13 protein-coding genes and 1 pseudogene are annotated in these 12864 nt (G+C 64.9%); 12 read left to right on the forward strand and 2 right to left on the reverse strand.

Annotated features, from left to right (window positions below):
• The first annotated feature begins 236 nt into the window (after nt 1–236).
• From DK874_RS11375 to sat, 7 genes are read left to right on the forward strand one after another with little or no spacing between them, the layout of a single operon-like run.
• Nucleotides 237–1991: a nitrite/sulfite reductase gene (locus DK874_RS11375; protein WP_114314140.1), complete on the forward strand. Its 1755-nt coding sequence runs from the start codon at nt 237–239 to the stop codon at nt 1989–1991.
• A 17-nt stretch (nt 1992–2008) separates the two neighbouring features.
• Complete coding sequence (locus tag DK874_RS11380) at nt 2009–2767, forward strand: uroporphyrinogen-III synthase (protein WP_114314141.1); 759 nt, start codon at nt 2009–2011, stop codon at nt 2765–2767.
• On the forward strand, nt 2764–3420 hold the full coding sequence (locus DK874_RS11385; RefSeq protein WP_114314142.1) for a precorrin-2 dehydrogenase/sirohydrochlorin ferrochelatase family protein: 657 nt from the start codon (nt 2764–2766) through the stop codon (nt 3418–3420). The genes DK874_RS11380 and DK874_RS11385 overlap by 4 nt, the downstream gene beginning before the upstream one ends.
• A complete protein-coding gene (locus DK874_RS11390; protein WP_114314143.1) occupies nt 3408–4076 on the forward strand; it encodes a phosphoadenylyl-sulfate reductase in 669 nt (222 codons plus the stop codon). The genes DK874_RS11385 and DK874_RS11390 overlap by 13 nt, the downstream gene beginning before the upstream one ends.
• The gene (locus DK874_RS11395) at nt 4077–4817 is read left to right on the forward strand and encodes a sulfite exporter TauE/SafE family protein (protein ID WP_114314144.1); all 741 of its coding nucleotides are present in this window, start codon (nt 4077–4079) and stop codon (nt 4815–4817) included.
• Entirely contained in the window at nt 4810–5538 is a 729-nt protein-coding gene (gene cobA, locus DK874_RS11400; protein ID WP_114314145.1) for a uroporphyrinogen-III C-methyltransferase, read from the forward strand. The genes DK874_RS11395 and cobA overlap by 8 nt, the downstream gene beginning before the upstream one ends.
• Nucleotides 5539–5540: 2 nt before the next feature.
• Nucleotides 5541–6593, forward strand: a complete 1053-nt coding sequence (gene sat, locus DK874_RS11405; protein ID WP_114314146.1) for a sulfate adenylyltransferase — start codon at nt 5541–5543, stop codon at nt 6591–6593.
• Between the two features lie 37 nt (nt 6594–6630).
• Here sat and DK874_RS11410 read toward each other — a convergent pair.
• Both DK874_RS11410 and DK874_RS11415 read right to left on the reverse strand, forming a co-directional pair.
• Nucleotides 6631–7968: pseudogene (locus tag DK874_RS11410) on the reverse strand (cobyrinic acid a,c-diamide synthase CobB).
• A 2-nt stretch (nt 7969–7970) separates the two neighbouring features.
• Nucleotides 7971–8570, reverse strand: a complete 600-nt coding sequence (locus DK874_RS11415) for a protoglobin domain-containing protein (RefSeq protein ID WP_114314151.1) — start codon at nt 8568–8570, stop codon at nt 7971–7973.
• A 344-nt stretch (nt 8571–8914) separates the two neighbouring features.
• On the opposite strand from DK874_RS11415, the gene DK874_RS12035 reads away from it, so the two are divergent.
• The 5 genes from DK874_RS12035 to DK874_RS11440 all read left to right on the forward strand — a co-directional run bounded on the left by DK874_RS12035 (nt 8915) and on the right by DK874_RS11440 (nt 12671).
• The gene (locus tag DK874_RS12035) at nt 8915–9145 is read left to right on the forward strand and encodes a hypothetical protein (RefSeq protein WP_338065454.1); all 231 of its coding nucleotides are present in this window, start codon (nt 8915–8917) and stop codon (nt 9143–9145) included.
• A complete protein-coding gene (locus DK874_RS11425; protein WP_114314147.1) occupies nt 9142–9570 on the forward strand; it encodes a CHAD domain-containing protein in 429 nt (142 codons plus the stop codon). Before DK874_RS12035 ends, DK874_RS11425 begins: the two co-directional genes overlap by 4 nt.
• Nucleotides 9571–9661: 91 nt before the next feature.
• Entirely contained in the window at nt 9662–10396 is a 735-nt protein-coding gene (gene surE / locus DK874_RS11430) for a 5'/3'-nucleotidase SurE (RefSeq protein WP_114314148.1), read from the forward strand.
• Complete coding sequence (locus DK874_RS11435) at nt 10389–11105, forward strand: glycosyltransferase family 2 protein (protein WP_114314149.1); 717 nt, start codon at nt 10389–10391, stop codon at nt 11103–11105. The genes surE and DK874_RS11435 overlap by 8 nt, the downstream gene beginning before the upstream one ends.
• Nucleotides 11106–11165: 60 nt before the next feature.
• Nucleotides 11166–12671: an alkaline phosphatase gene (locus tag DK874_RS11440; RefSeq protein WP_114314150.1), complete on the forward strand. Its 1506-nt coding sequence runs from the start codon at nt 11166–11168 to the stop codon at nt 12669–12671.
• Nucleotides 12672–12864 lie beyond the last annotated feature (193 nt).

Genomic DNA, 12864 nt, shown 5'->3' on the forward strand with positions numbered 1-12864 from the left:
CAACGGGTCGGTTCCCCTCTTTTTATTCCATCTGGCGTCTCACATGTGTCTGTCCAGGTTCAAACCCCTGGTGTGGCCTACCCGGAAAGGAGCCTTGGCTTTACTTCCAGGGGAGGCAGCTGCAGGCAGGTTCGGGAGCAGGGCCAAACCCCCTCCCCGGTCTATATACCCTTGACTTTCATAGGCTCAATGGTATACTATGCCGCCAATCCCCCTTCCGGGGGAAGGGAGGCAGAATGGAAGGAACGCAAGGTGGGAGGGAAGCCGGGTTAAGCCCGGAGGTGGAAGCCGAGATCCGCTACCTGGAGGCCATGATCGCCCGCCTCGAGGCGGGAGAGGAAGACCCCGAGGACTTCCGAGTCTTTCGCTTGAAAAACGGCATCTACGGCATCCGGGGCAGGCCGGAGCATCACATGGTTCGCATCAAGCTTCCCGTGGGCCGGATCAGCCCGGAAGCCTTAAGGGTCTTGGCGGAGGTGGCCGAGCGCTATGCGGAAAACCGTCTGGCCCACGTGACCACCCGGCAGGCGGTGCAGCTCCACCACGTGCACCGCAAGCACCTACCGGAGCTTTTGCGGCGGGTGAACCGGGCGGGCCTCACCACCCGGGAGGCCTGCGGCCATTCCATCCGCGCCATCACCTGCTGCCCCTACGCCGGCGTTTCTCCGGAGGAAGCCTTTGACGTGACCCCTTACGCCCAGGCCACCTACCGCTACTTCCTCCGCCACCCCGTGGGGCAGAACCTACCCCGGAAGTTCAAGATCGCCTTTGAGGGATGCGCCACCGACCACGCCCGCACCCCTATCCACGACATCGGGGCGGTGGCCGCCCTGGAGGGAGGCAAAAGGGGCTTCCGCATCTATGTGGGCGGTGGCCTGGGAGCTGCACCCATGAGCGCCGAACTTCTGGAACCCTTCACCCCGGAAGAGGACCTCCTGCCCACCCTCCTGGCCATCCTTCGCCTTTTTGACCGCCACGGCAACCGCAAGGTGCTGACCCAGGCCCGGCTTAAGTTCCTGCTGAAAAAGTGGGGGATCGCCGCCTTCCGGGAAGCGGTGCGGGAGGAACGGCGCATCGTAAAGCTTACCGCCAGGGGTGCAGACCTACAGGCCTGGCAACCTCCCCAAGACCCCCCTCCCCCACGGCTTCCCTCCCCTCCGAAGAAACCCTTTTCCTTCGCTCCGGGGTTTGACGAGTGGCGCCGCAACAACCTCTTCCGCCAGAAGCAGGCAGGTTTCTACACGGTAATCGTCCGCCTACCCCTTGGGGATATCACGCCCGAGGGCCTCAGGGCCCTGGCGGAGATCGCCGAAACCTATGCCGGGGAGGTAAGAAGCGCCATCAGCCAGAATTTCCTCCTCCGCTTCGTGCCGGAAGAGGCTTTGGGAGGGCTTTATGAGGCCCTTCTGGAATCGGGCCTCGCCCATCCCCAGGCCCACACCATCCTGGACATCACCCGTTGCCCGGGGGCGGATACTTGCAACCTGGCCATCACCCACTCCCGGGGCTTGGCCCAGGCCCTGGAATCCCATCTCCTGGACCTTCCCTTAATCCAGGACCCGGGGGTGCGGCCCATCAGCCTTAAGATCTCCGGCTGCCCCAACTCCTGCGGCCAGCACCCTATCGCCGACATCGGCTTCTACGGCTCCAGCCGCAAGGTGGGGGAAAGGGAGGTACCCCATTACACCCTCCTCCTGGGCGGGCGCACCCGGGAAGGCGAGGCCCGTTTCGGCCAGGTAGTGGCCCGCATCCCCGCCCGGCGCGCACCCGAGGCGGTGGAACGGATCCTGAGGCGCTACCAGGAGGAGCGGCAGCAGAACGAGAGCTTCCAGGCCTTTTTGGACCGGAAAGGGGCTGCTTCCTTCAAGCCCCTCCTGGAGGACCTCCAGAGTATTCCCCCTTACGAGGAAGCCCCGGAGTTCTACCAGGATCTAGGAGCAGATGGGCAGGATTTCCGAGTCCAGCTAGGCCGCGGGGAATGCGCGGTCTGAGAACCTTGGAAGGGAGGATGCGGATCGCTTACGCCGGTCTGCGTAGGAAGGAGGAGTTCCGGATTTTGGCGGAGAAACTGGGGCTTACCCCCCTACTTTTTCCCGTACAGGCCACTGAGAAGGTACCGGTGCCCGAATACCGGGATCACCTCCGGCGCCTGGCGGAAGGGGTAGACCTGCTGGTGGCCACCACCGGGGTGGGAGTGAAGGACCTGCTGGAGGGCGGTCGGGCCTTAGGGCTCACCCTGCAGGAGCCCCTGAAAAGGGCCCACCGCCTGGCTCGAGGAACCAAGGCCGCCCGGGCCCTGAGGGAACTTGGCCTCCCTCCCCATGGGGTAGGGGACGGGACCAGCGCAAGCCTCCTTCCCCTGCTTCCCCAGGGGCCGGGGATAGCCGCCCTTCAGCTCTACGGCAAGCCCCTACCCCTGCTGGAAAAGGCCCTGGAGGAGAGGGGCTACCTGGTACTTCCCCTCATGCCCTACCGCCATCTCCCGGACCCCGAGGGCATCCGCCGCTTGGAAAACGCCATCCTCGCGGGCGAGGTGGATGCGGTGGCCTTCGTGGCCGCCATCCAGGTGGAGTTCCTCTTTGAGGGCGCGTCGGATCCCGAGGCCCTGAGGCTGGCCTTGAACGGAAGGGTAAGGGCCTTGGCCGTAGGCCGGGTTACCGCAGATGCCCTCATGGAATGGGGGGTAAGGCCCTTCTACATGGATGAGAAGGAACGTTTGGGGAGCATGCTTCAAGGGTTTTTGCGCTTCTTGCAGGAGGTGGTATGACCTACTTTCCCCTCATGCTGGACCTGCGGGATAGGCCCGTCCTCTTCATCGCCGGCGGGCCGGAAACAGAGGTCAAGCTCAAGGCTCTCCTCGAGGCCCACGCCCGGATCACCGTCCTGGCCGAGGAGGACCATTGGAACCTGGCGGACCTGGCCAAGGAGGGGAGGATCCATTGGCTTCCCCGAGGCTACCGGGAAGGGGACCTCGAGGGTTTCTTCCTAGTGGTGAGCCACCCCCGTGACAAGGCCATCCACCCCCAGGTCAAGGCGGAGGCGGAAAGGCGCAGGGTTTTCCTGGTGGCCGTGGATGACCCGAAAAACACCACCGCCATCCTTCCCGCCGTGGTGCGCAGGGGGGACTTGGTGGTAGCCCTTTCCACCTCCGGCGCAGCTCCTGCCCTGGCGGTGCGCCTAAAGGAGCGCCTCCTCTGGCTTTTGGGCCCGGAGTATGGCGAGCTCGTGGCCTACCTACGCACTTTAAGGCCCAAGATAGCGGCCCTCCCCGATTTCGGAGAGCGGCGACAGCTCTGGTATCGCATCGTGGACCTGGCCCTAAAAGAGTTGGACCTGGCCCCAGACCCAGAAAAGGGGCTTCACAAGGCCAAGGCCAAGGTGGAGGAGGCCCTTAAGGAGGCTTGGGTATGGACAAGGTAGAGACCGCAAAGAGCATCATCCAGAAGGCACTGGCCACCCAGGGCAATCCCTGCTTCACCTGTAGCTTCCAGGCCGAGGACGTGGCCCTGCTCCACCTCCTTTTACAGGAGAAGCCCGATATTCCCGTCCTGTTTCTGGACACCGGCTACCACTTCCCGGAGGTCTACGCCTACCGGGATGCGCTGAGGGAGCAGATGGGCTTCCGTCTCGTCAACCTCACCCCGAGCCTCTCCCGAGAAGAGCAGGAAAGGTTTTACGGGAGGCTCTACGAAACCGACCCCAACCGCTGCTGCCAGATGCGCAAGGTGGAGCCCCTCTTTCAGGCCCTCGAGGGCTACGATACCTGGTTCACGGGACTCAGGCGGGAGCAGTCCCCCACCCGGGCCAACCTAAATCCCGTGGAGGAAGCGATTCTACATAGCGGCCACCGCCTGAAAAAGGTAAGCCCCCTTTACGACTGGACCCTTAAAGAGGTCTTCGCCTACCTGGCCGTGGCCGGTCTTCCCTACCTTCCCCTTTACGACCAGGGTTACCTCTCCATCGGCTGCGCTCCCTGCACGGCCAAGCCCCTGGACCCTCAGGACCCTCGCTCTGGCCGCTGGGCAGGGAAGGGCAAGCTGGAGTGCGGCATCCACCTGCACGGCAAGGAGGAATAGATGGCCTTTCTTCTGGGTTTTCTCATTGCCTTCGCCATCGGGATTACTGGGGTAGGGGCTGGCACCGTGACCGCCCCCCTCCTTATCCTTGCCGTGGGCGTACCCCCAGAGGTAGCAGTGGGCACCGCCTTGTTGTTTGGTTTCCTGGTCAAGGTTCCGGCCGGGCTCGTTTATCTACTGCGAGGCCAGCTGGCAGGAAGGGCCTTAGGCCTACTTCTTGCGGGTGGCCTGCCCGGCGTCCTTTTGGGTAGCCTTCTCCTGGTCCACCTCAAGGGGGCAAAAGACCTGGTCCTCCTCCTGGTGGGGCTTACCGTGGTACTGTCCGCAGGGATAGGCCTTTACCGCACCCTCCAGGGATTTCTGCCAAGCAAGGAAAGGCCGCAACTTTTGCCTCCGGGAGGCTTCGGGATTGGCCTCGAGGTGGGCTTTTCCTCCGCGGGAGCTGGGGCCTTGGGTACCCTTCTCCTCCTCTACGCCACCCGGCTTTCCCCACAGCAGGTGGTGGGCACCGACATCCTCTTTGGCCTGGTGCTGGCCCTGATGGGCGGCGGAGTCCATCTGCTCTTCGGCCAGGTGGCCTCGGACCTCCTTCTGCCCCTAAGCTTGGGGGGAATGCTGGGCGCCGCCTTGGGCGCCCTCCTAGCCACCTGGGTCCCCAAGAAACCCTTTCGGGTAGCCCTCCTGCTCTGGCTCCTTTTTATCGGCACCCAGCTGGTCTACCGGGGGGTGGCCCATGGCTAAGGTCTACCTGGTGGGGGCAGGCCCAGGAGATCCGGAGCTCCTCACCCTGAAGGCCTACCGGCTTCTAAAGGAGGCCCCTGTGGTCCTCCATGACCGGCTGGTGGGCAAGGGAGTCCTCTCCCTGATCCGGGGGCACAGGGTGGACGTGGGAAAAACGGAGGGAGAAAGCGGCAAGCAAGAGGCGATCCACTACCTGCTGCTTCACTATGCCCAGGCCTACCCCTTCGTGGTGCGGCTTAAGGGGGGTGACCCCTTCGTCTTCGGAAGAGGGGGAGAGGAAGCCCTTTTCCTGGCCGCTCACGGGGTGGGGGTAGAGGTGGTACCGGGGGTAAGCAGTGTCTTGGCCACAGGGCTTCCCCTCACCCACCGGGGCGTGAGCTCAGGATTCGCCGTGGTTTCGGGCGTTCTGGATGGGGGCGGGTATCCGGACCTCAGCCCCTTTGCCCATGTGCCCACCCTGGTGGTCCTCATGGGGGTGAACAGGCGGGTGTGGATCGCCAGAGAACTGATCCGCTTGGGGAGGCGGCCGGATGAGCCCACCCTTTTCGTTATGGAGGCCACCACCCCAAGGGAGAAGAGGGTGCGGGCCTCCCTGGAAGAGGTAGCGGCGGGAAAGGTGGCGGTTTCTTCCCCAGCGGTTTGGGTGCTGGGGGAGGTGGTAAGGGTCTTCGGTGCCAGGGCAAAGGAGGTCTTGGTAGCTTCGGCGAGGGTGGAGGTCTAAAAATGCGGGAAACCCTGCCCCAGGTGGAAATCGGTGAGGACGAAAGGCTGGATTTGGAAAACCTAGCCACGGGGGCCTTCCATCCTGTGCGCGGCTTCATGACCCGGGAGGAAACCCTTTCCGTAGCTCAGGAGATGCGCCTCCCTTCGGGAGAGGTTTGGACGATCCCCATCCTCCTCCAGCTCCAAGAGAAACCCCGGGTGGGCAGAAGGGACCGGGTGGTCTTGGTGCATGGGAAAGAGCCGGTGGCCCTTCTCCAGGTAGATGACGCCTACGAGCTGGACCTGAAGGCCCTGGCCCGCCAGGTCTTCGGTACGGAAAGCGAAGCGCACCCTGGGGTAAGGAAGCTTCTGGAAAAGGGTCCCTATGCCCTGGGAGGACGGGTGGAGGTTCTGGCCTGGAGGCCTAGGTCGGCGGACCTGGAGAAAACACCTGCGGAGGTCCAGGCCTTTTTCCGAGAACGGGGCTGGCGCAGGGTGGTGGCTTTCCAGACCCGAAACGCCCCCCACCGGGCCCACGAGTACCTGATCCGGCTGGGGCTGGAGCTGGCCGACGGCGTTCTGATCCACCCCATCCTGGGAGCCAAGAAGGAGGACGATTTCCCCACGGAGGTCATCCTGAAGGCCTACCAAGCCCTGAAGGAGGGCTTCCTTCCCCCCGAGCGAGTGGCCCTCTTCGGCCTGGCCACCCCCATGCGCTACGCCGGACCCAAGGAGGCGGTCTTCCACGCCCTGGTGCGCAAGAACTTCGGGGCCACCCACTTCCTAGTAGGCCGCGACCATGCGGGGGTGGGGAACTTTTACGACCCCTACGCCGCTCACCGCATCTTTGACCAGCTTCCCCCGCTTGGCATTGAAATCCTGAAGGTGGGGGCGGTTTTCCACTGCTCCTTTTGCGGGGGGATTGCCTCGGAAAAAACCTGTCCTGATCATCACCGAGAAGGGCGGATCTCCATCAGCATGACCAAGGTACGTTCCCTTCTCCGGGAAGGCAAAGCCCCACCTGCCGAGCTGGTGCGGCCGGAACTACTCCCCATCCTCAGGGAAGGGGTCTAGGGAACTGGGTGGCTTCGCCACCGACACCGAACCGCCTTCAAGAACCCGAAGGAGAAGGGGGAAGCCCTTTTGCCCAAGCAAGAAACCTCCGGGCCCCCTCCGGCCGGGCGGGCAGGTAGAGGTGAACAAAGCTCGCCAGGACACGGCCATCCGTGTAGCCCTCCACCTCCTGGCCTCCCACCCGCCGCCAGGCGGGGCATGGGGAGGGTTCCATCCGGGCGTAGTGGAACTCGTGCCCCTTGAACCGCTCCCCCTTTTTGGCCACGGGGTTATCCCTCAAGGCCTCCACCTCCCGGTAGCCCAGGATGGGGCTTTGGGCCATGTGGGCCTCCCCCGGAACCAGGCCCACCATGGGGAAGAACCCCTCCCCCACCCAAAGCCCTTGGGAGAGGTACATGTACCCTCCGCACTCCGCCACGATGGAGCCTGGGAAATGGCGGATGGCCTCCCGCATGGCCCGGTTTTGCGAAAGCCCCTCGGCAAAAAGCTCGGGGTAGCCCCCGCCCAGGAGAAGAGCCTGGACCTGGGGCAGGCGGGTGTCCTTTAGGGGGCTAAAGGGGATGAGCTCGGCCCCCAAGGCCTGCAAAAGCTCCAGGGCCTCGGGGTAGTAGAAGCGAAAGGCCTGGTCCCAAGCGTAGGCCACCGCCACCTGGGAGGGGCGCCTTTCCGGCAGGAAGGCTGGGGCCTCAGGAAGCGGTTCGGCATCCCTCGCCAGGCGGAGTAGAGCCTCGAGGTCCACTTGGGCCGCTTGGGCCAAGGCCCTAAGGGGGGGCGCCACCTCCCCCGCCAGCACCAGGCCCAGGTGGCGCTCGGGGATCTCCAAGGCGGGGTCCTAGGGAAGCCAGCCCAAAAGGGGCAGGCCCACGTGGGCCAGGGCCTCCCGTAGAAGCTCGGCGTGCCGGGCCGAACCCACCCGGTTGGCGAAAACCCCCACCACCCGCACCCCTGGATCAAACCGTCGAAAACCCTCGGCCAAGGGAGCAATGGACCCCGCCATGGCGGAGGCGTCCACCACCAGGACCACGGGGATTCGCAAAAGCCTGGCCACCTGGGCGGTGGAACCCTCCCTTCCCCGGGGGTCTTTCCCGTCAAAGAGGCCCATCACCCCTTCCACCAGGGCCAGGTCGGCCCTCTTAGCCCCGTGCTGGAAAAGGGAGAGGAGGCCCGCCTCGCCGAGAAAAAACCCATCCAGGTTGTAGACCCTTCGCCCGGAGGCCGCCTCGAGGTGGGTGGGATCCATGTAGTCGGGCCCCACCTTGAAGGCCTGGACCTTTAGGCCCTTCCCCCGCAAGGCTTGGATCAGGGCCAGGGCCACCGTGGTCTTCCCCGCCCCCGAGTGGGGGGCGGCCAGGACCAGGCGGGGGATACGCTCCATCCCTACCCTGGGGAAAGCCGGGCCAGCATCCGGGCCGCTTCCTGTTGGGCCCTATCCAGAAACCGCCCGACTTCCACCCCCTCGGCTTGGGCTAAGGCTTCTAAGTAGGCGTGGAGGTAGCTCTCCGAGATGAGGGCCATCACGGTAAAACCCAGCCGCCGCCAGGCATCGACTACCCCTTGGGCCTCCTCTGAGGGGAGCTTCTCCCGGGCCAGTCGGGAAACGGTCTCCACCACCCAGTTCCACATGGCGGCCATCATGGCGTTGGCAACCCCCCGACGCACGTGCACCAGGCCCACCAGGGTCTGCCAGGCAAAGTACTGGCCGTTGAAAGGACCTGCCACCGTGCGCAGGTACCAGTCCCTAAGGGTCTTTTCCCGGGCGGGCCTCTCCCCTTCGCGGAAGACGGCCCGGGTAGCGGGGTGGGCGAAGAGGGTGTCATAAAACCCCTTCACCAAAATATCCACCCAACTCTTCATGAGTTCCTGGTGACGAGCAAAGGTTTTGGCGTCCTCGAGGGGCCGGAAGCGGGCCTGTGGCGGAAGCTGGGACCAAAACTCCTGGGCCAGGGCGTAGAAGCGGGCCAAGCTCTTCTCCGTCATGCCCTCCATCTTACGCCCCCAGTCCCCGCCTGGCACTAGGCTCGCCCCCAAGGCCCAGCCCTGGAGCTTAATGGGGCCATGGAACTCCTCCTAATCCGCCACACCATGGCCGAGCCAGCGAAAGGGGAGGGGGAGGAAGCGGACGTCGTCCGCCCCCTTTCCCCTGAGGGAATCCGGCGCTTCCGCAAGGCGGTGAAGGGCCTGGAAGGCCTGGGTCTAACTCCGGACCACTTCCTCACCATCCCGAAGAGGCGGGCCTTGGAAACGGCAAAGAGGCTCACCCACCTCCTGAAGGGGGAAACCCGGGTACCCCCCACCTGGCGGCATCCCCTACCCCAGCCCTCTTGGAGGAGATCCCCAAGAAAGGGCGGGTGGCCCTGGTGGGGCATGAACCCCACCTTTCCGCCCTCCTTTCCTGGCTCCTCCTGGGGGACTTCGCCGGAGCGTCCGCCCAGGAGGCCTTGGGGGAATGTTTCCAGATGAAAAAGGGCGGGGTAGCCTGGCTGGAGGGGGAGCCTGTGCCAGGAGGGATGCGGCTAAAGGGGCTTTTCCCCCCTAAGGTATTCCGGGTATGAGGCAGGCAGGCTACTGGCTGGAACACCTTAAGAAGCACTTTCCCCTGGCCCTTGAGGGCCAGGACCTCGAGGGGGTACACCAGGTGCGGGTAGCGGCCAGAAGGCTTCGCGTCTACGTGGAACTACTGGGCTGGAGGGTACTCAGGGACGACCTTAGCCGGCTTTTCCGGGGTACCTCGCGGGTGCGGGACCTGGAGGTGGCCCTTTCCCACCCCCTTCCCCCGGGCTTCAGGGACCATCTGAAGGAAAGCCTAGTCCGGACGCGCAGGGCTTTGCCAGAGCTCCTCGCCTCTTCCTGGACGAGGCCCTTCTACGGGCCTTGGCCACCCTTCCCCTTTGCCGGAGGGGGTGTGGCAGACCCTAAGGCGCCTGGAAAGGCGGGCAGAGGCAAGGCTTTCCGCATTCCTCTTGACCTGCCTCCCTAGTCTAAGTGACGCCAAAGGCCTTCATGATGGGCACCCGAACCCAATGGCGCCCCATGACACCCCTCTGACCCAAAGGCCTTAGGTTAGGAGCATGAGGATTCTGGTAACCAACGACGACGGCATCTTCAGCCCTGGCATTTGGACCCTAGCCCAGGCGGCCAGCCAGTTCGGCGAGGTGCTTGTGGTGGCCCCCGACGTGGAGCAAAGCGGGGTGGGCCACGCCATCAGTATCGCCCACCCCGTGCGGGCCTACCCCCATCCCTCCCCCTTACCCACCCCCCACTTCCCCGCCTACCGGGTGCGGGGCACCCCGGCGGACTGCGTGGCCCTGGGCCTCCACCTTTTTGGCCCCGTGGACCTGGTTCTTTCCGGGGTGAACCTAGGAAGCAACCTGGGAAACGAGATCTGGCACTCGGGCACCGTGGCCGCAGCCAAGCAGGGTAGGCTTTTTGGCCTCTCCGCTGCCGCCTTCAGCACCCCAACAAACGGGGAGGGGCTGGAGTTTGAAGCCCTCAGGCCTTGGATTGAGCGGGTGATCCAAAACCTTCTTCGCCTGGAGAGGCCCTTCCTGGTGAACGTGAACCTCCCCCATAGGCCCAGGGGGTTCCTGTGGACCCGGCAGTCGGTACGCTCCTATGAGGGGGTGGTGGTGGAAGGGAAGGACCCCATGGGCCGCCCCCTCTACTGGTTCGCCGCCCGGCCCTTGATGGAGGCGGAGGAGGGGACGGACCGCTGGGCGGTGGAACAGGGCTTCGTCGCCGCCACCCCCCTCAGGCTGGATCTCACGGACGAGGCCAAGCTCCAGCCGGACCTGGCCCATGATTAGCGTCCTCATCCCCACCAAGAACCGCCCCCGACTCCTCCGGGAGGCCCTTGCCTCCCTCAGCCGGCAGACCTTTCCCCATTTTGAGGCCCTGGTGGTGGACGACGGGGACGGGGAAGGGCTGGAGGTGGTAGCCTCCCTGGCCGACCCCCGGTTCCGGTCCTTCCCCAGCCCCGGCCAAGGCCAGGTGGCGGCCCACCAACACGCCCTGGCCCAGGCCCGGGGGGAGGTGGTCCTCTTCCTGGACGACGACGACCTCCTGCTGGACCCCGCCTACCTCTACCGGGTGTGGCGCATCCTTTCCCGGGAGGAGGCCTTGGTCTATGGGGAAGGCGTTCTGGACCTGGGCTACGAGGAGCTTTCCTTCTCCCCGGGGGAACCGGGGGCGTGGATCCTTAGGGACAACCGCATCCTGGCCTCCGGCACCGCCCTCCCCTTGCGCTTCCTGCGGCAGCACCCCTTGGACCCGGAAATGGGCCACTACTGGGACTGGGACCTCTGGCTTCGGGCCTACCGGGCGGGGCTTCCCTTCCGCTATCTGAAGGGAATGGGTGTGCGCATCCGCCTCCACGGGGGCAACCAAAGTGGCCCATGGAACCGGGAGGAAAGGGCCTATTACCTGGAACGCCTACGGGCCAAACACGGCCTTCCGCCCCTGGAACTAAAGGACCACCTGGGCCTGGCCCTCGAGGGGGCCATGACCCGTCCCTGACAAGCCCCCCATAGTTTGGGTCTGAAGGGCGGGAAAGAGCCCTTCAAGGAGGTACAGGAGATGAAACGCCGGGATCTGTTGAAAGCCAGTGTGCTGGCAGGAACCGTGGCCCTCCTGCCCAAGGTGAAAGCCCAGGGCGCTTTCCAAAACACCCCTAGCCTGGGCCGGCGGTACCGGAACCTGATCGTTTTTGTGTACGACGGCTTCTCGTGGGAGGACTACGCCATCGCCCAGGCCTACGCCAGGAGGCGCCTGGGCAGGACCCTGGCCCTGGAGCGGCTCCTTGCCCGCTACCCGAGCGGCCTCATCAACACCTATAGCCTCACCAGCTACGTCACCGAGTCCAGCGCCGCGGGTAACGCCTTCTCCTGTGGGGTAAAGACGGTCAACGGGGGGCTGGCCGTCCATGCGGACGGCACCCTCTTGAAGCCCTTTTTCGCCGCCGCCAAGGAGATGGGGAAGGCAGTGGGCCTGGTGACCACCACCACGGTGACCCACGCTACCCCGGCCAGCTTCGTCATCTCCAACCCCGACCGCAACGCCGAGGAGAAGATCGCCGAGCAGTACCTGGCCTTTGGGGCCGAGGTGTACCTGGGGGGCGGGGATCGGTTCTTTAGCCCGGAGAAGCGCAAGGACAAAAAGGATATGTGCGCCGCCTTTGCCCAGGCGGGCTACGGGGTGGTGCGCACCCCTGAGGAGCTTTCCCGCACCAACGCCACCAGGCTCCTCGGGGTCTTCTCCGACAGCCACGTGCCCTATGAGGTGGACCGCCGCTTCCGGGGGATTAAGGTGCCAAGCCTCAAGGAAATGGTCCAAGCGGCCTTGCCCCGGCTGGCCTCCCACCGCAACGGGTTTGTCCTCCAGGTGGAGGCGGGGCGCATCGACCACGCCAACCACCTAAACGATCCCGCCGCCACCCTCTGGGATACCCTGGCCGCCGACGAGGCCTTGGAGCTCCTTACCGCCTTCGTGGACCGGAACCCCGATACCCTCCTCCTCCTGGTTTCCGACCACGCCACGGGGGTAGGGGCCCTCTACGGGGCCGGGCGCAGCTACCTGGAAAGCTCCGTGGGGCTGGACCTCCTCGAGGGACAGAAGGCCAGCTTCGAGCACATGCTCCGCCTTCTGGGAACCAACCCCGACGCCGGCCAGGTGAAGGAGGCCTACCGGTCCCTGAAGGGGGTGGCCCTGGAGGACGCCGAGGCCCAGATAGTGGTGGAGGCCATCGCCAAGAAGGCCTTCCGCCCCGACGGGGTGCGCTACGGCATCCAGCCCAGCAACACCCTCTCCTGGGCCATGGTGCAGAGGAACCCCAGCAAACCCGACCGACCCAACATCGGTTGGAGCTCCGGCCAGCACACGGCGAGCCCCGTGGTGTTGGCCCTTTACGGCCAGGGCCTCCGCTACCTGAACCTGGGCCTGATGGACAACACCCATGTCTTCCGCCTGATGGGGGAGGCCTTGGGAATCCGCTACCGGAACCCGGTGATGAGCGAGGAGGAGGCCCTGGAAATCCTTAAGGCCCGGCCTGTAGGCATGCGGCATCCTGAGGACATCTGGGCCTAAGGGCCTGGCAGAACCTCCTTCCTTTCGGCCGCCCCTAAGGGCGGCCTGGCTTCTTGCGAAGGGGCCCAGGCCGAAGCCCTCAGGGAAACCCGTGGAAGCGGCTAAGGGAGGTATCCCGGTGTGTCCGGTATGAACCTGGACAGACACATGTGAGACGCCAGATGGAATAAAAAGAGGGGAACCGACCCGTTGA

It is taken from the genome of Thermus caldifontis (assembly GCF_003336745.1).
In the GTDB taxonomy this organism is placed as follows: Bacteria; Deinococcota; Deinococci; order Deinococcales; family Thermaceae; genus Thermus; species Thermus caldifontis.

Excerpts from the sequence above, each read along its gene's own strand:
- DK874_RS11375 (WP_114314140.1), top strand. The coding sequence starts at position 237 with ATGGAAGGAACGCAAGGTGGGAGGGAAGCCGGGTTAAGCCCGGAGGTG.
- DK874_RS11380 (WP_114314141.1), top strand. The coding sequence starts at position 2,009 with ATGCGGATCGCTTACGCCGGTCTGCGTAGGAAGGAGGAGTTCCGGATT.
- DK874_RS11385 (WP_114314142.1), top strand. The coding sequence starts at position 2,764 with ATGACCTACTTTCCCCTCATGCTGGACCTGCGGGATAGGCCCGTCCTC.
- DK874_RS11390 (WP_114314143.1), top strand. The coding sequence starts at position 3,408 with ATGGACAAGGTAGAGACCGCAAAGAGCATCATCCAGAAGGCACTGGCC.
- DK874_RS11395 (WP_114314144.1), top strand. The coding sequence starts at position 4,077 with ATGGCCTTTCTTCTGGGTTTTCTCATTGCCTTCGCCATCGGGATTACT.
- cobA (WP_114314145.1), top strand. The coding sequence starts at position 4,810 with ATGGCTAAGGTCTACCTGGTGGGGGCAGGCCCAGGAGATCCGGAGCTC.
- sat (WP_114314146.1), top strand. The coding sequence starts at position 5,541 with ATGCGGGAAACCCTGCCCCAGGTGGAAATCGGTGAGGACGAAAGGCTG.
- DK874_RS11415 (WP_114314151.1), bottom strand. The coding sequence starts at position 8,570 with ATGACGGAGAAGAGCTTGGCCCGCTTCTACGCCCTGGCCCAGGAGTTT.
- DK874_RS11425 (WP_114314147.1), top strand. The coding sequence starts at position 9,142 with ATGAGGCAGGCAGGCTACTGGCTGGAACACCTTAAGAAGCACTTTCCC.
- surE (WP_114314148.1), top strand. The coding sequence starts at position 9,662 with ATGAGGATTCTGGTAACCAACGACGACGGCATCTTCAGCCCTGGCATT.
- DK874_RS11435 (WP_114314149.1), top strand. The coding sequence starts at position 10,389 with ATGATTAGCGTCCTCATCCCCACCAAGAACCGCCCCCGACTCCTCCGG.
- DK874_RS11440 (WP_114314150.1), top strand. The coding sequence starts at position 11,166 with ATGAAACGCCGGGATCTGTTGAAAGCCAGTGTGCTGGCAGGAACCGTG.